General features: G+C 47.3%; 13 protein-coding genes. 9 read left to right on the top strand and 4 right to left on the bottom strand.

The window, feature by feature from the left end; translation table 11 throughout:
* The first annotated feature begins 9 nt into the window (after positions 1 to 9).
* The 3 genes from ACTJKB_RS05650 to ACTJKB_RS05640 all read left to right on the top strand — a co-directional run bounded on the left by ACTJKB_RS05650 (position 10) and on the right by ACTJKB_RS05640 (position 4,548).
* Complete coding sequence (locus ACTJKB_RS05650) at positions 10 to 1,050, top strand: putative ABC transporter permease (protein ID WP_440832351.1); 1,041 nt, start codon at positions 10 to 12, stop codon at positions 1,048 to 1,050.
* Positions 1,051 to 1,081: 31 nt separating this feature from the next.
* A complete protein-coding gene (locus ACTJKB_RS05645; RefSeq protein WP_440832350.1) occupies positions 1,082 to 3,547 on the top strand; it encodes an efflux RND transporter permease subunit in 2,466 nt (821 codons plus the stop codon).
* A 185-nt stretch (positions 3,548 to 3,732) separates the two neighbouring features.
* Positions 3,733 to 4,548 carry a serine/threonine protein kinase gene (locus tag ACTJKB_RS05640; RefSeq protein ID WP_440832349.1) on the top strand — a complete coding sequence of 272 codons (816 nt, stop codon included), beginning with the start codon at positions 3,733 to 3,735 and terminating at the stop codon, positions 4,546 to 4,548.
* A gap of 404 nt (positions 4,549 to 4,952) precedes the next feature.
* On the opposite strand, the gene ACTJKB_RS05635 is transcribed toward ACTJKB_RS05640, so the two are convergent.
* Both ACTJKB_RS05635 and ACTJKB_RS05630 read right to left on the bottom strand, forming a co-directional pair.
* The gene (locus ACTJKB_RS05635; RefSeq protein ID WP_440832348.1) at positions 4,953 to 6,203 is read right to left on the bottom strand and encodes a sugar efflux transporter; all 1,251 of its coding nucleotides are present in this window, start codon (positions 6,201 to 6,203) and stop codon (positions 4,953 to 4,955) included.
* Positions 6,188 to 7,528: a DUF6271 family protein gene (locus ACTJKB_RS05630; protein ID WP_440832346.1), complete on the bottom strand. Its 1,341-nt coding sequence runs from the start codon at positions 7,526 to 7,528 to the stop codon at positions 6,188 to 6,190. The genes ACTJKB_RS05635 and ACTJKB_RS05630 overlap by 16 nt, the downstream gene beginning before the upstream one ends.
* A 312-nt stretch (positions 7,529 to 7,840) precedes the next feature.
* On the opposite strand from ACTJKB_RS05630, the gene ACTJKB_RS05625 reads away from it, so the two are divergent.
* Positions 7,841 to 8,848, top strand: coding sequence for a S8 family peptidase (locus tag ACTJKB_RS05625; protein ID WP_440832345.1), 1,008 nt, complete (start codon positions 7,841 to 7,843; stop codon positions 8,846 to 8,848).
* Positions 8,849 to 8,870: 22 nt separating this feature from the next.
* Positions 8,871 to 10,340 (top strand): M6 family metalloprotease domain-containing protein, encoded by a 1,470-nt coding sequence (locus ACTJKB_RS05620; RefSeq protein WP_440832344.1) that lies wholly within the window; start codon positions 8,871 to 8,873, stop codon positions 10,338 to 10,340.
* A 166-nt stretch (positions 10,341 to 10,506) separates the two neighbouring features.
* Here the strand turns inward: ACTJKB_RS05620 and ACTJKB_RS05615 are convergent, their stop codons facing one another.
* Together ACTJKB_RS05615 and ACTJKB_RS05610 are read right to left on the bottom strand one after the other, a co-directional pair.
* Entirely contained in the window at positions 10,507 to 12,243 is a 1,737-nt protein-coding gene (locus ACTJKB_RS05615; RefSeq protein ID WP_440832342.1) for an SGNH/GDSL hydrolase family protein, read from the bottom strand.
* A 180-nt stretch (positions 12,244 to 12,423) separates the two neighbouring features.
* Positions 12,424 to 13,533: a GerAB/ArcD/ProY family transporter gene (locus tag ACTJKB_RS05610; protein WP_440832341.1), complete on the bottom strand. Its 1,110-nt coding sequence runs from the start codon at positions 13,531 to 13,533 to the stop codon at positions 12,424 to 12,426.
* Positions 13,534 to 13,716: 183 nt separating this feature from the next.
* Here ACTJKB_RS05610 and ACTJKB_RS05605 point away from each other — a divergent pair, with 183 nt between their 5' ends.
* From ACTJKB_RS05605 to ACTJKB_RS05590, 4 genes are read left to right on the top strand one after another with little or no spacing between them, the layout of a single operon-like run.
* The gene (locus ACTJKB_RS05605) at positions 13,717 to 15,204 is read left to right on the top strand and encodes a spore germination protein (RefSeq protein WP_440832744.1); all 1,488 of its coding nucleotides are present in this window, start codon (positions 13,717 to 13,719) and stop codon (positions 15,202 to 15,204) included.
* A 9-nt stretch (positions 15,205 to 15,213) separates the two neighbouring features.
* Positions 15,214 to 16,437: a Ger(x)C family spore germination protein gene (locus ACTJKB_RS05600; RefSeq protein WP_440832339.1), complete on the top strand. Its 1,224-nt coding sequence runs from the start codon at positions 15,214 to 15,216 to the stop codon at positions 16,435 to 16,437.
* A 5-nt stretch (positions 16,438 to 16,442) separates the two neighbouring features.
* Complete coding sequence (locus ACTJKB_RS05595; RefSeq protein ID WP_440832338.1) at positions 16,443 to 16,673, top strand: hypothetical protein; 231 nt, start codon at positions 16,443 to 16,445, stop codon at positions 16,671 to 16,673.
* 56 nt (positions 16,674 to 16,729) lie between these two features.
* Complete coding sequence (locus ACTJKB_RS05590) at positions 16,730 to 17,311, top strand: TetR/AcrR family transcriptional regulator (protein WP_440832337.1); 582 nt, start codon at positions 16,730 to 16,732, stop codon at positions 17,309 to 17,311.
* Positions 17,312 to 17,319 lie beyond the last annotated feature (8 nt).

Here is a 17,319-nt window from a genome sequence, read left to right as displayed (position 1 = left end):
GTGAGGCAGATGAGTACGGGTTTCTCCACGGAGCTTCTATTTTTTGCCGTCTATGCTTTGGGAGGCTGGCTGCTGGAGACGATATATGCCGGTGTAAGACAACAGCATTTTGTGAATAGAGGATTTATGTTTGGTTGCTTTTGCCCGATTTATGGTTTCGGTGCGTTGCTGATCATTCATGTCGCGGAATGGACGGGGGCCAGGATCGAAGATCCGTTTGTACGCATGATGGCTCTAATCTGCGTTTCAGCGTTGCTGGTTACGTGGCTGGAGTATTTCACGGGTCTGATATTGGATAAGGTCTTTCAGCGAAGATGGTGGGATTATAGTGGAAATCAATGGAATATCGGCGGATATGTGTGTGTGGAATATTCCTTGCTGTGGGGATTGATTGCTTATCTGCTGACGGAATTCCTGCATCCGGCTGTAACGCGGATGCTCGCCTTGGCTCCGGCCGGAATCATCACGGCAGCAGCGTGGTGCGTACTGGTGTATTTCATTTTGGACGCGGCAATTTCCATAAGCGTGGAATGGTTCCGCTGTCAGTCAGCGGCCCGGCCTGCGCTCAGGCACTCCAATGCCGAGGAGTATTCCGCTTGTGTCGAAGACCTGCTCCCACATGAGCAGGTGCAGCGTATGGATATGTTCATTCAGCATGGCCGGACGACCTGCCTAAAGCATTCCCAGGCCGTTTCTTTTCTGAGCTATCGAATTTGCCGGAAGTGCAAGCTTGATTATCGCTCGGCGGCCAGAGGCGGGCTGCTTCATGATCTGTTTTTATATGATTGGCATGATCCGGCTGCGGGAGGAAGATGGCATGGGTTCACTCACCCCAGGGTTGCACTGCGTAATGCGGAAGATATCTTTGCCCTCAACAAGATTGAGCGGGATATTATCGCTAAGCATATGTGGCCTTTAACACCAGCCGTCCCTCGCTTTAGAGAATCCTGGGTAGTGTGCCTGGCCGACAAGATTGTGACCTGTCATGAATTCATAGAGGGGGTGATGGGAAGACACGAACATTGGAACAGTGGAAAAAAAGCTTTATAAAACAGATTAAATATAGAAATGGAGTGAGAGAATGTTCTTGAGAAATGTAACATCGGAAGCCGGAAAACTGATTTCCAAACGTGCGGTTCTGCTGCTCGTCATTCTGGCTTTGATTACCGGGGGAATGGCATACGGACTAACCCGCATAGAGGTAAAGACAAGTGTAGATATGCTGCTGTCAAAGGATGATCCGGTTTCGATTCATAATGAGCGCTTTCAGAAGCAGTTTGGAGGGGAAAGCCTAGTGCTGCTGTTACGCGGCGACGACAATCTGCTGCTGAATGGTGATGCGCTCCGGGAGATGAATGCGCTGCAGCAGGAGCTTGCTGCCACTGAAAAAGTCTATTCGGTGACCAGTCCGGTTTCCTTGGCCGGCGTGTTTGCCGAACAAGCTGAGCGGCAAATGACGCAAATGCAACAGCAGATTGCAGAGCAAGTGCAGCAAGCGATGGCGGAGGGCGCCGCGGCTGCGAAAGCTAGCGGAGGTGATGAAGAACAGCAGGCCCAGGCGGCGGATGCCGCGAAACAGAAAGTGGAACAGGCGATTGCAGCTCAATATGGAGAGCAAATCCGGCAAATGAATGAGCTTGGTGAATTGTCCGCAACCAATACGGCGTTTGTGCGCTATGCCTTGTTCGATGAGTCCGGAGCTCCTCAAACAGCTGTAGCACCGCTCTTGCCCGAAGACGGGCAAAGCGTTCTATATAATATACAGCTGGACAGCGGACTTACGATGCAGCAAATGGCAGAGGTGACCGACGAATTGGAGCGGATCATCGCGGAGCATCCGATAGAGCATTCCAATTCCTTATTTTCGGGTATTCCGGCCATTTCTAAGACGATAGAGGACTTCATTGCGCAAGATATTGTGACGATGCTGCTCACAGTCATTGTCCTGATGGTCATTGTGCTGTTGGTCGTATTTCCCGTCCGGTGGCGTCTTCTTTCGTTGCCAGTTGTCTTGACCGGCATGATCTGGGTTTTTGGTTTGATGGGTTACATCGGCATGCCGCTGAGCATTGCGACAATGGCCTTGCTGCCGATTCTGATTGGTTTAGGGACGGATTTTGCGCTGCAGTTCCATAACCGCTATGAAGAGGAGTTGGTCAAAACAGAGGATTCCTCCAAAGCAGTAACCCATGCCGTAAAACATATGGCGCCGGCGGTGGGCATCGCGGTCATTATTATGGCGGCGGGCTTCCTGACGCTGTTGTTGTCGGAAATGCCGATGATCAAGGAGTTCGGTCTGATGCTGGCGGTTGGAGTCTGCATAATGTACACTGTGAGCTTACTCCTCCTGCTCCCGGTGCTGGTGCTGAGAGACCGTAAAGGTATCAAACTGCGCAAAGGGAAAAAGGGGAATGCGGTTGAACGCGGTCTTGGCGCATTGGCGAAGAACGTCATTGAGCGGCCGAAGCTGATGCTGGTGATTCCAGTCGTTATCGCAATCGCTGGATTTTCCGTGGATTACAAGCTGAATGTGGAGAGTAATATTGAGAAGCTGATGCCGCAGAATGCACCGGCGCTTATCGAAATGAATGAGATTCGCCAGGTTCTGGGCAGCACGCTAACCCTGGATTGGATGGTTGAGGCAGAGGACGTGACCCGTCCGGAGGTTATAAAGTGGATGGATACCTTCCAAAAGCGTGCCGACACAGAAAATAGAGAGATTTCAAGCAGCTCAAGCATCGTTAGCGCCATGTCGGCGGTCCAGCCCAATATCGCCGCCGCAGATTCATCCGTGATCGGGAATGTGCTGGACCAACTGCCGTCCGAGCTGACTGCCCCGCTGCTGTCCCCGGATCGGCGGATGGCGCATATTGTTTTTACCCTGGAAAATATCAGCACACAGGAGCAGGAGAAGCTGCTGGGGCGGCTGGAACAAAACATGGATCTTCCTGAAGGTGTAAACGCAAGTCCGGTCGGCATTCAGGTGTTGCAGGTGAAAAGCTTGAACGGCTTGACAGACAGCCGGCATACTTCGCTCATTTCTGGATTGCTGGCCATACTGATCGGATTGTTTATTGTTTACCGGAATATTAAAAGGGCGTTCTTTCCGCTTTTACCTATCATTCTGGTCAACGGGTGGTCAACCGCTCTGCTCTTTGTTCTGGGAATTGACATTAATCCGTTGACCGCAGTACTTGGCGCACTGGTGCTTGGAATCGGAACAGAGTTCACTATTTTACTGATGGAACGCTATTTGGAAGAAAAGGCGAACGGAATGAATACCGAGGCAGCCATTATTACGGCGATGACCAAAGTCGGCCGCGCCATTTCGGCCTCCGGGCTTACGGTTGTGGGTGGCTTCAGCGCCCTGCTGTTTACGAACTTTGAGGTTGTTAAGCTGTTCGGAGTGACCACCGTCATGGATACGTTGTTGTGCTTGCTCAGCACTTTAATCGTATTGCCAGCGATCATCGTGCTTCTGGATAAAGATAAAGAGACGGTAAATGCCGATGATCACTTGGCTGTGCCTTCTCTTGTTAAGGAATAGCACATAGCAAAACACACGAAGGGAACGGTTTGTAGTTTTTCCCTTACAAGTTCATTTCACGAAATCTCCGGTGCAGAAGCTTTGGGCGCAATCCCCTCATTTTTTGCTGCGCCGGGAGTCATCTATGAGATAATAATAGTACTAGCATTCTATACGCTTATAGAGAACGGAGGGGAGCAAGAGAAATGGCATTTGAACGGTGGCGAGGATTTGTTCGGGCCTGGCGCGATTACCCGCTTCCGGAAGGGAGCCGGATCGGTGAATGGTATACGATAGAATCCCTATTAGGGGAAGGGAGCTACGGGCTTACTTACCGGTGCAGTGACTCCAGGAATGGAGCCCTTCTAGCCGTCAAGCAGTCCAGACCGAGCAAGAAAGCGGTGGGACGGAGTATGCTGGCCAAGGAGCGGGATATCTTACAGGCCATGAACCATCCTCACATTCCCAAGTGCCGCGATTACTTTGAAGAGAAAGGTTCAAACTGGCTGGTAACCGATTATATAGAGGGTAAGACGCTGGAGGATTTGATCTTCGATGGGCACATTATCTACGGGGAGCGGGAGTGTCTGGCCACGACCTTGAGACTGATGGAATTGGTGGCCCATGTCCATTCGCGTGGATATGTTCACCTTGATCTGCGGATTCCTAATGTGATTCTCCAGAATGAAGAAATATACTTAATTGATTTCGGGTTGGCAAGGCGGATCGGAGAGGTGGAAACGGTGCTGGAGAGGCGGAAGCCGAAGGTGGAGGAGATACCGAAACGGATGCCGCCGGTTATTACCTCAGATTTGTATGATATCGGACAATTAATGCTGTTCATGCTGTATTCCGGTTACAGACCCGAACCGGGAGGGGAGGAGCGGAGCTGGCGGGAAGAACTGGATTTGTCGCCAGGAATGCTGCGTATCGTATCCCGGCTTCTCGGAGAGCAGGAAGCCTATCCGGATACAGCCTTTTTTGTCCGTGAAGCCGAAGCTTTACATGAGAGCCTGCGGTGATATTAATATCCGCACAAAAAAGGCGCCTTCATCCAAAAGATGAAAGGCGCCTTGTGATTTTGGAACAGTGCTCAAATGGGCAAGGATCAGCTTGAGCTGCCGTAGCGATTCTTATAATATTTATGTCCATTTCCTCCGTGGTGCGCGTCCGAAGATGAGTGGTGCTTGTATCCGTGACTACTGCTTGAATGTCTGCCGTACACAGGCCTCCCTTTATGACCGCTTGAAGATCTGCTTCGCCTTCCATGTTGGGAGTGTTCCATGGAGTGCAGGACTTTGCCGAGAATTTTTTTTAGCATCATGTTTCCTCCTCTAGGGTTGTATAGGCCGCTTAGTGCGGTCTTATTCTTTAATTACCCTATAGTACGGTATTCATACCTGCAGGTTTCGTGTTTAGTTAGTGGTTATGTTAACGTTTCAGCCTTTTTCATGAAATCTTTCTTATTGCTTAGTAAGCTTGTGCTGTTAATAAGCACGAGTCCAAGGCCAGCCAAGGTGGCACAGGCGATGAAGATCGCGCGGTTCCCCATCCACTCTCCAATACTCCCAGCCATGAATCCGTCAAGCATAAGTCCGATGGTTGTAGCATTGGAATACATTGTTGTCGCGGTGCCAGGGGATTCAGGGATCAGCTCCTGACAATAATTGAGGCCAACGCCAAGTACAATAGATACGTAGGCAGCATTCAGAATCTGACAAGCTGCCAGCTGCCAGGTTGTATCCGCCCCAGACGATAAAACAAAATAAAGAACGCCAAACACACCAGCGGCTTTCATTATAAACGTATTGCCGTACCTTTTAGCCAATAGACCGAATCCAAGCATGAACGGGATTTGTAGCAGAGCGCCCAGCCCAACCAGCCAACCGACGGTTTGGTCTGTAGCGCGAAGATCAACCGTAGTAAGCAAAGGTAAGGCAATTCCTGACATGGCATTGCTGGTCTCGAAAATCATGAAGGCAGAGATGGACACCCACAGCAGCCAGCGTCCCGTTTGTTTGGTAGTCTTCGTTCGCGCCAAAGTCAGGTCCGCGTCAGTCATGGAAGGACGATCATATCTAACCAGATATACATATACAATCAACGCTATTACAGCATAAAGACCCGCAACGAAGAGGAATAACGGGCTATAATTCCGATTTCTGATCAACAAGGGAGCAAGCAGGGGGCCTACTACCCACGAAAGGGAAAATAAGGTTCTTTGCAGAGATATCGCAATGTCTGCGTCCTTGTTCACCGCAGTGGCTGCATCTCTTACATAGGCAAATATTTGCGGGAATACAGAAGTCGCCAGAGCAATGAATGTAATGGATACGATCAGTAAAGTGTAATAATTCTCAAAAACAGCAAAAAGAGAATAGCCGATGATTGCAGCTGATGACGCGGCCAAAAGTATGGTTTTTCGATTAAGCCGTCTGTCAGATAACCTGCCGATCCAGCTGGACACCCCCACCTCGAACATAGAGGAGACGGTCAAAAATATCCCCAGCATCCATGAGCTCATTCCAATTTGCTGCATTCCGAACAATGGCATGAATGTCATGGTCAAGGAGAAACCGACACCCATCAGAAAGGTGCAAGCCAAGGCGGGAAGATATGTCGGGATGCCTCTCGATTCTGCTAAATCGGCCAGTAGTTGTTTCAATATGCGTTGCATCTGGATTCGCTTCCCATCTGCTCAGAAAGACGGATTAATTCTCTCCAGATATTTTGCAGCTTAATGCTTCTTCTATAATCTTCATCGAGTTCATCAATCAGACGGCTTGCACCACGTTCCAGCTCCTCAGCAACCAAACGATATTCGTCCAGCCCGGAGGGCAGTAGAATTTTGTGTGCCAGGTCATGCACCAAGCCCAACCTTGTCTTCCTGTCCAGGTTCATCTGGCATTCGGATAGCAGATTCACCAAAGTGGAGGGTCCTGTATCCCGGAGAATATGAAAACCGTTCTCTTCAGGCAGGGCTAGCCGATGCAAATAGTTGCAGCGGAATTCCGTTATAAAAAAATTGTAATCGGCCAGCTTCGCGATGCCTTTCCAATAGTTCAAGGTCCCATCCTGCTGTTTACGGGTGTATTCATGGGCATGAATAATCCGCTGGGTATGATAGACGGCGGGGACTTTTAACAAGGAGCCCAATATATAGGTGTGATAATCGAATCCGATACAGCGGGAGCCGATAAAATTGGGAATCCACTTAAAAATCTCCATCATCGCAATATTTCCGCATTCAGGATAATTGGGGACAATCTCAGGGATATCGGGAAGCTTCTCACAGGTGATTAATAACGGCCGAGTGCGGAAGTTCAGCTCGACATCACTGTATTTGGCGTCAATGTAAGCAGGTATCCGGGTTTCGGGTATGCTTAAGAGGGTCAGGAATTCATTAAGTGTCTGTGCGTTATGCTGCTGAAGCAGCTCCAGAGTCACATTCCAATCCCCGATATAATCGCTGCCTGCGATCCAGATCTCTTCTGGCAGTAATTCATCAGTAAGGCTCTCGCAGGTATCCATCCTATGAAGCACCTCGGCAACTTTTTTGCCGATAAACTGCATTTCCCCCGAAACGGGATACAAGGTCTCATCACCCAGGGGAGTAAAACAATCCGAATCTCTGCGATGAATCACCTTCCGCCCGTACCTGGCAGCAGCGAGATAGAGCATATTAAAAACCTTACCATAATCGACTTCCTCCGGGTGAGGATAGAGCAGTCGGGTTAATTCAGCGAGATCCCATTGTCCATGCTCAGCGAGGTCTCGAATCCACTCTAATTGGTCATTGAGATCATGGTGAATGATCGGAATGGAAGTGGTCTTCTGAAGTGCCATAATGTCTTTCTTGTTTTTTATCACTACATGGGAAGGTCCATTATCTAGGATGATTAACTCTTCCGGATCGATTCCCCGTTGCTGCATGGATGTCATTTCAATAAGGATAGATTGGACAGCAGGCAGTACAAGGCGATTGGTCGGGATTGCAAACATTAAATGGGTCATCTCCTATTATATAGATAGAATAGAGGCAGGGAAATTATAGCATATCTGATAAAATTACGGAATCGATAGTTTGCCCCCGTTCACAATCCTAGTAAGCTGGTAATAAAAAATTCCCTTCCCCAGCAGAATGTCCGCCGGAAAAAGGAATTTGGAATAGTGGATAATAAGCGAAAGCATGGAGACCCTAGATTTTGTTGCCAAATGTTAAAGGTAGCAAATGATGTAGATTACCTTTCTCAAAGATAAAATTATGCTCTGACCGTCCATTTCAGCATCAGAAAAATAAAGAGGTGGTGAAGCATGGCGAATTATAACCTAACTCCATTCAAATTAGAGTCTACACAACGGAATATAGATGAAGTTCCGGAAGGTGTAAAGATGATCAATGCTGCGCAAATGTGGGATCAAGGATACAAAGGCGAAGGCGTGGTTATTGCTATTATTGATAGCGGTTGCCAAATAGACCATCCAGATCTTAAGGACCGCATTATAGCTACCCGGAATTATGTTGTTTCGGAAGGAACTGCGGAGGATGTGACTGATATAAACGGTCATGGAACACATGTCGCGGGAATAGTTGCAGCATCTGAAAATGGGAAAGGGATTTTAGGCGTAGCCCCTCAGTCCAAGCTGGTTATTCTTAAGGTATTTGAGCGTCAATTGGATGGTAAAGGCCAGCCTATTGTAGACGGATTTGGAAATGATAAGTATGGAGCTGCGGATGAAGATATAATTCAGGCGATAAAAGATTGTATTGCGTGGCGTGGTCCCAACCAGGAAAAAATTAGAATTATTAACATGTCACTTGGTGGGAAAGATAATACACTTCTCCATGATGCGGTAAAAGAAGCGGTTAATAATGACATTCTAATAATATGTGCTGCCGGAAATGAAGGTGGGTCTGACAGCGACGGGGACTGCGGTATTTTACAGAATGAGTTATCTTATCCGGGAGCTTATTCTGAAGTCGTTGAAGTTGGAGCTATCGGACTAGATAATATACTCCCTTGTTTCACGAACACAAATGCACAAATCGATTTGGTTGCGCCTGGAGTTGCGATCCGGTCAACTTTTAATCGTTCCGATTATGCTGTTATGAACGGCACTTCCATGGCCAGCCCTCATGTAGCGGGTGCTGCCGCCTTACTGATTAATTTCTGTGAATCACAGTTCAAAAGAAAATTCACGGAACCAGAAATTTATGCTCAGCTGATCAAACGAACGGATTGCCGGAATGAAGATCCACAGCTTGTTGGGAATGGATTTCTCGTTTTGCAAGGCAATTGTTTAAGTACACATAACATCTAAAAGTTAAAGGAGATACATTACAATGAGTAGATTAGACGGAGAAATAACCAGTTTTGTTCAGGATAATCAGGAAATCCAATTACGGGTATATGGTGATGAATTTTATGCCCGCCACGAGACATTGGATGGTTATACGGTGATTTATGATCAAGCTGCACAAAAATTTTATTTTGCTACGCTGCAGGAGGGAAAGCTTGTTTCAACAGGAATTAGAATAGATGAGCCGGTTCCAGGAGGACTTGCAATGCATATTAAGGAAGATTCGATTATCCGAAGCCAAAAGTTTATGAATCGGTTTAAAGAGCTCCGACCCCAGCAAAAAAAAACTGAAGAAATAAACCTCTTAGCTCGGGGTAAATATAGAGGTTTAATTGACAATAATCTTCTTACAGAGGGTGACATCCACGGTTTAACAGTAATGGTCGATTTCGCTGATCTGTCTTCAACAGTTTCTAATGAAGATATCGATGAAATGCTAAACGGGGAAAACTACCATAACAACGGAAATTACTCTTCTGTTCGCAAGTATTTTGAAACGATGTCCTCCGGGAGATTGAATTACATTAATCATGTCGTGGGTCCAGTAAAATTGCCGCATAACATTAATTATTATAATCAAACACTTTTGGTAAAAGATGCTATGGATATTCTAATGAGAGATTTTAATGTTGAATTATCGAAATTTGACTCCAAAAATAGAGGCATCGTGGATGCTGTTAATTTCTTTTATGCGGGAACATCTGTTTTTCAAGGCAATCTATGGCCTCACAACTCCGAAGTTGATTTGCAATACGGTAACTATAAAATTAAATCCTATATGTTAACGGGAGCCGGCAGAAGCAGCAGAGATTTGACTATTGGAACTTTCTGTCATGAGACAGGGCATCTGCTATGTCGTTTTTGCGATATCTATGATTACGGCGAACGTGATGGTGATTTTGAAAAGAGTCAAGGTATCGGAGAATATTGTTTAATGGGCTCGGGTAACCATTTGGATAATGGACATACTCCTTCTCCGATATGTGCTTATCAGAGAAAGCTGGTCGGATGGTACGATAATGAGGTGATTCTGAATGAACACAGCGGTAAAATTAACGTTAAGCATGGAGACTACAATACCATTTATAAATACAACACGGACAAAGAACAGGAATATTTCCTGGTCGAGAATAGAGCAAATATCGATTTAGATAAGCATCTGACTTCCTCGGGATTGGCCATCTATCATTGCGATATCTTGGGATCAAATGAATATCAGGATGGAACCGCTACCAGGCACTACCAGGTTGCCTTAATGCAGGCGGATGGAAACCTGGACTTGGAAAGGGATCGGAATCGTGGAGATCGAACCGATCTGTTTGGAAAGGTTGACGGGGTAGCTTTTGCTTTTAACACTAATCCGTCAAGCAGACAATGGGATATGAAGGATTCTGGCTTCATGATCTCCAATATAACCAATCCTGCAGAGAAGATTGAATTCACCATTGGGTGAAAGTGTGAAAAGCGCAACCATTAATAGAGATTATCTCAAAGCCCCAATGAGCTGTGACCCACAAGATGTACACTTCGAAAAAAAGTGGCCTTCTTATGGGTCATTTTTAATCAAAATAACAAGTCAAGAACGGATAGGGTAAACATGGAAGGATACCAAACAACTCTTAAGCATTATATCCAAAGCCCAGAATAGTAAAGCATTTATCCTGATCTTCAGGCGCCATTTGGATTTCGATTACATGCTCCTGGCTGTGCTCATTCTGGTAGAGAATCACCGGATTGCAGTGGGTCCAGTTGTTCTCATGCGGATCAGCGGTGACTGCCAGCTTGCCATCTACGAAAATCTCCGCTTTACCGAACTCGGGGCTGCCCGAATCCTTGTATACCAGGATAAGGTTTTTACTGGTTATACTCAGCTTGAAGCTGTCCGGCCCGGACGCTGCCGTATGCATCCAGTTATAGGGGAATTCGGGACTCCCAACCGGACTCAGATCCATTTCCACCATCTGCAGTTCTGTATCCGTACCCGTAAATCCACCCGCTTCGATGACAGCGCCTGTATGGCTATTTCGGTCAAGCAAACGGGTCCCGGCAAAATCATTCCCAAGAACCGGTAGTTGATCCACCGTGATATCCTCATCGTCCATATGCGATTTATAGGTTTCAGAGAACAAGTAGGCGAGACAATCCGCCATGACCAGGTGACCATCATTAGTAGGATGGTAGATGTCATAGAAAAATTGCCGTTTCGATATGATGTTGCCCTCAGCCTTGCTCAGACGGAACTGCCCGGTCACCGCGTCCTTTACGCTCACCATGGGAAGATTATAGTGCCTGCCCACGGGGGAGAGCCGTTCCTGCAAATTCCAGTCATTCACAAACACGCTGAACAGCAGAATTACGGCAGGCTGGTTACGTGCAGAAAGGATTTTCAGGCAGAGGCTTTCATAGCAATTGCCCTTCGTTTCATCCCCCTCGTCATTGACTGCAAATTCAACCACCACGATATCCGGCGTTAGGGCGCCGTCCCTAAGAATGTCCCTGTCATAGCGGATCACTCCAAGCTCCGAGGGTGTACCCCCTACACCGGCTTTTACATAGTGAATGTTCTCTCCCCCGTCCCGGCCGAACATTTCCTTGAATCTTACATAAGATTGATAGGCATAACATTCCGTATGTATCGGCTTCGCCCCCGCACCCTGAGTAATGGACCCTCCGATGAAAGCGATCGTAACGTCCTCACCCCGTATTGCTTTATCTATGGCGGATTTCAATCTTTTATTATTTCCTGAATGCATCAGGGACTTCGCGATCATGTCCCTGTATTCCTTGGAACCGAATGCAACTGGTGGCTCAGCTATAAGCTCAGGCGCAGTATATCCGTCGTTCAGATAGAACATAATGCTTGCCGTTGCCAGCTCGCCTTCGTGGCCGAACTCAAAGGCGAATTTGCCGGGGATGTCATCCTCCTCTGCCCACTCGATATCCTCCAGCCTGAGCACCATTTCTGTTCCGTCGTTCGGGCATGGAACAAGCAGGCGGGTGCCTGTCTCATACTTGCTTGTTCTGCCCCAGTTCTGCAGAAGAAAAGAAACTGCGGCCTCCCCGCTGTTCGTCTTGACGGAGACACCGATACTGTGGACTAATTTGCGAAATCCTGCCCAACTGCCCAGTAGAGCCAGCATCTCTTCATCCGTAACGCCGCCAATATATCTGGCCTTGTCAATCAAATAGCTGCCGTCCAGATAGATTTCCTGAGAAGGCCGGCCTTCGGCCCTGGCAGTCGCCTCAATAGCTGTTTCAAATAATATGAAAAAGCCGCTTCTTTTCTCCACCGGGTCCTTAGGTGCCGTAGGGCCTTCGTTATTGCCGTCAGCAATGATCCTGTTATTGTCTTTCACTTCGACCAGCCTCGCTTTTATATAAGTATGAATGCGTTCACATTAACTTATATTATAGACATGGACGCAAGATCAGCTCAACGAGCAAAAGGGATTTGTATTTAGTTATTACAAAGAGTCTTTAGTTTACCCAAAGCATTCCCATCGGTCATCGTATGCTGTATCTCAACCTGAAGGCTGTTATTGCCGGGCGTTGCGGCCGAAGCGCTTCCTGATATAATTCACAATGAGCAGGAGTGAGGGGAAGACCAAAGCGTAGGTGATATCCCAATCCAACCAGCTAGGGGTGACTTCCTTAATGTAGAAAATAATATCTTTGGCCAGTAGATTTGACATGCCGTAAATCAGAAATCCTACCGGAAAGATCAGATGCCGATAGGTTTTCAGCTTCAGCAACTGGGCTGTCCCCAGGACAAAGGCGTAGAAGTAAAGCGCTGTTTTGAAGTATGTGCTTATAATCCATGTGGTGGCCATCAGCGCTTCAATCCGCTGCAGAAAATTGCCAATGTTGATTCTTTGGGCAAGAACATAAGCTGCATAGAATACATGCTCGGAAAAATAAACCCCAAGTATCGTCAGGGAAAGAAACAAAATCAGGTTAAGACTAATAGCTGCGATGAATAAGGTTATAAAAATGTCCCGGCTGGTTTTACTATGTTTTTGGGCAAACGGATAGATCATGAAGAACACGCACAGTTCCCCGAACGGGTAAAAGATGCCGAACAAAATGGTATGCAACATGTCAGGAAGAGGTGTATGCAAAATAGGATGAATCCGATCCATTTCGACATTGGGAAACAGCAGGACGATTAGGCAGATTAAAAAAACCGCAAAAAATGGAAGGAAAATCTGCGCGGACCGGCCCAGATTTTCCAAACCCAGCCTGATGCCGTACACTAGCAGAACAATTGCCATGAAGCGGATCACTCCGCCGGGTGTACCCTCGTAAATTTGTGTACACATGAAGTCTTCAATTTCCCTGACATAAGTGGATGCTGCCATCAGGAAAAAGAATAAATAACTCACCGCTACTGCTCCGCCCGCCCATTTCCCCAAAATTTGCATGGATAGCTCGATAATTGTTTTATTTGGATTGATATTTGCGGCAGATATCATTATTTTAACGGTTGCCAGTCCCAGCGGAATACTGATAAGTCCGGCAATCCATGCATCCTCGTGGGCTCCGGCGGTCATGATTGAAGGATAGACAAGCGCCATATCCCCAATAAGCGTAAAAAGCCCTAGAATGATCATTTGAGCCGTACTGATCCGGTCCTTTTCAAGACTCATGAGGTTCCTCCGTATCGGCTGCAAACGGTCCTTCAGCCACTTATTATCCTTTCCTTAGCATGCAAATATCTTCCACAATTATGCATCAAAGACATAAATGATTATAGATAGGGATAATTATCAAATTCCGAATCATACTATGTACACTTATTCGTGGAAAGTGGAGGATGCGAATTGAAAGATATGAATTTGGGCACATTGTCACCCTGTCTTAAGGATAATCAGATGCAGTTGGTTCAGCTTCTCGGGAAAAGCACCGATTTGGTGATTAAAGAGCTGCAGCCGGATCCTTATACGCAAATCGCCGTGATATATATAGACGGTCTTGTGGATACCCAGGTGCTGCATAATTCCATACTCTTTTCGCTTCAGGAAGGCTGTACCCCGGATCGGCTGAAAGATCTGGATGCGGGGCAGAAACTTGATCTTCTGTACAAACGCATACTGATGGCAGGAGATATGTCCGTCACCCATGACTTGAAACCATTCGTTCATCAGTTGTTGTCCGGCAATGTAATGGTGCTGGTAGACGGAACACCCAGCGCCCTTCGGATCGGATTACCCGGATGGGATGATCGCAATGTTAGCGAACCAAGCTCACAGACGGTTGTACGGGGCCCGATGGAAGGATTCACGGAGAATTTACGGACGAACACGGCGCTGATCCGGAGAAAAATCAAAGACAGCCAGCTATGGCTGGAGACTTTTCAGATTGGCAGGGTGTCCCAGACCAGTGTATCCATTATGTATCTCACCCACATTGCAAGCCCTGATCTGGTACAAGAGGTAAAACGCCGGTTGGGCAAAATTGATATAGACGGCATTCTGGAGAGCGGATATATCGAGGAATTTATTCAGGATACGGGGGCAACACCTTTCCCGACCATTTATAACAGTGACCGCCCGGATACGATCGCGGCAGGAATTCTTGAAGGCAAAGTGGCGATTCTTGTTGACGGTACGCCATTTGTCCTGCTGGTGCCTACTTTTTTTGTTGCCTTTTTTCAATCTGCAGAAGATTACTATCAGCGGGCGGATATTGGCTCCTTGCTGCGTTTTATCCGTTTCTTATCCTTTTTCATTGCCGTGCTTGCCCCGTCTCTTTATGTGGCAGTTACTACTTATCATCAGGAGATGATCCCTACCACTCTTGTCATCAGCCTTGCCGCACAAAGGGAGAGCGTTCCCTTTCCGGCGTTCGTGGAGGCGCTGCTTATGGAATTAACGTATGAGATTTTGCGGGAAGCGGGAGTGAGAATTCCGAAGAACGTAGGGCAGGCTATCTCGATTGTCGGTACGCTGGTGATCGGGCAGGCGGCGGTTTCGGCGGGTTTTATCTCCTCGGCGATGGTCATTATTGTATCCATTACAGCTATTTCCAGCTTTGTCATCCCTGAAACGGGAATGGCCATTGCTGCGAGAATCATTCGTTTTGCATTTATCGTTCTGGCTGGTTTTATCGGATTGTATGGCATTTTGTGCGGTGTCTTTATCGTTGTGATGCATTTGGCAAGCCTGCGTTCCTTCGGGATGCCGTATATGAGTCCAATTGCTCCATACCAATCCAACAATCTCAAGGATTCGCTCTTCCGCTTCCCCTGGCCGCTCTTGAAGACCAGACCGGCAAACAGTAAAATTCAGAACCTCAACCGTCAAGACACAAATAAGTGAGGACTATCTATGGACCTTAAAAAAGGTAGAACTTTTTCTATGCTGCTGTTTGCTGTTCTCGGACCCCTGCTGCTCAGCGGCTGCTGGGAAAGAACGGAGTTAAATGAAATGGCTTTTGTGCTCGGAATGGGTCTGGATAAGGCGGAATCCGGGTACAGGGTCACGATGCAGGTGGTTATTCCCTCCGCGATCTCCTCACAGACGGTTGGAGGATCGGGAGGCGGCGGGGTGCCGGTGGTTGTATCCAGCTTCACAGTACCGACAATTTATGAAGCTGACCGCCAGTATAGTCTTCTCAGTTCGAGAGATATCTACAAAGGACATATCCGCGTGCTGGTAATTGGAGAGGAGCTCGCTCATGCCGGAATCGCCGAAGCTCTTGATGTGTTCCAGCGGAGCCGGGAACCGCGAAATGATTACTATGTCATGGTTGCGAAAGATGCCACGGCAGAAGAGGTACTCAAAGTTCTTACCCCGTTGGACAAATTGCCAGCCAATAAATTGTTTTATGCCATGGAGAAATCCCATAAGTCATCCGCCAGGACAGTTGCGGTTCCTCTGAACGAATTTATTGAAAATATGATCTATGAAGGAATAAATCCGGTATTGACTGGTGTTGAGTTGTCCGGCAGTGCTAAAGAAGGTGAGATGATGAGCAATCTTGACAAGAGTACTCCCAGAACGAAATTGCAATACCGCAGTGTAGCTGTATTCAAGAAAGACAAGATGATCGGGTGGTTAAAAGATAATGAGGTGGTCGGTTACAATTATATCTCCAATAGAGTTAATCATAGCTCTGGCCCTGTAAAAGGAGACGATGGCAAACCCATTGTTATTGAAGCGCTCCATACATCCACCAAACGTAAAGTGAAGATCATTGACGGGGAGCCGCATATTTTCATTCATGTAAAGGCGGAATGCAATGTGGAAGAGGTGGAGAGCAAGGATAACCTGGAATCGGAGAAGGTAATCACTGAGCTGGAGAAGAAAACGGAAGAGCGGATTATCTTTCTGATGAAATCAGCCGTTGAGCAGATTAACGAGGATTTCAATTTGGATATCATGGGTTTTGGCCAGCTGATCTACCGTGCCAAACCGAAGGTCTGGGCCAGACTGCAGCAGCAAAAGGGAGACGATTACCTGAAGTCGCTGCCTATTCATTATAGTGCCAGCGTGTCGATTACCCGGATCGGGGTTACGGACAAGTCTTTTATTGGTGATATCAAGGAGTGAGCGTAATGATGTTGCTGTTCTTTCTGGTGATTGCGGCAAGCTGTGTTGTCATCGATCTCCCTTTGCTGAAGCAGAAAGGCAGACCCCGTGACCGCCTGGTCTGGGTGCTGTACTGGATCCTGGGCATTGCTGCGGTCTACTGTTCGTTGAACAAAATCAAAGTCCCTAGCCCGCTGTATCTGGTAATGTTCATTTATAAGCCGGTCAACAGCTTGTTTGAAATGTTGTTTCATTGACAAAAAAGAAGGAGCATGTGATAATTGCCTGACGATCGTCAGGGAGGTGAGCCATTATGACTGCTAATGCTATTTTGCAAGCCGCTATAGCACAATTTGCCGAAAAAGGCTTTGAGGGGGCATCACTGGCTGGGATAGCCCAGGCGGTGGGCATTAAAAAACAGTCCATTGCAACCTATTTTCCTAAAAAAGAAGATTTGTTTCTAGCAGCTTTTCAGGAAATGGCCCGGCACTATATTGAGTTTCTGGACCAGTTGTTCAAGGGCATTCCGGGTACACCTGTTGAGGCGAGGCTGCGCGGGATTGTGTACCGGACCTACTATTATAGGGTGGAGCATCCCATACTGACCTCTTTTTACAAAAGAAGTGTTCAATTTCCGGCGCCTTTCTTTCAAGAGATGCTGGAGCAGCAGATATCAATGATGGAGAAGCAGTCCTCCGCCTTTTACCGGGCTATTTTTGAGGAAGGCATGAATACCGGACAGATTCGGCGGCAGCACACGGAAAGTCTGCTATCGGCTTATTATTGTTTGCAGGATGGGATTTCCATGCAGATGTTTTTTTACAATCACGAAGAATTCGAGCGGCGCTTGAAGGATATCTGGGAGATTTTCTGGGCGGGCATTAAGCAAGCATGAGGAAGGAG

The sequence above is a fragment of the Paenibacillus sp. 22594 genome (assembly GCF_052044425.1).
In the GTDB taxonomy this organism is placed as follows: domain Bacteria; phylum Bacillota; class Bacilli; order Paenibacillales; family Paenibacillaceae; genus Paenibacillus_AQ.
This window is presented reverse-complemented; position numbering and strand designations above follow the sequence as displayed.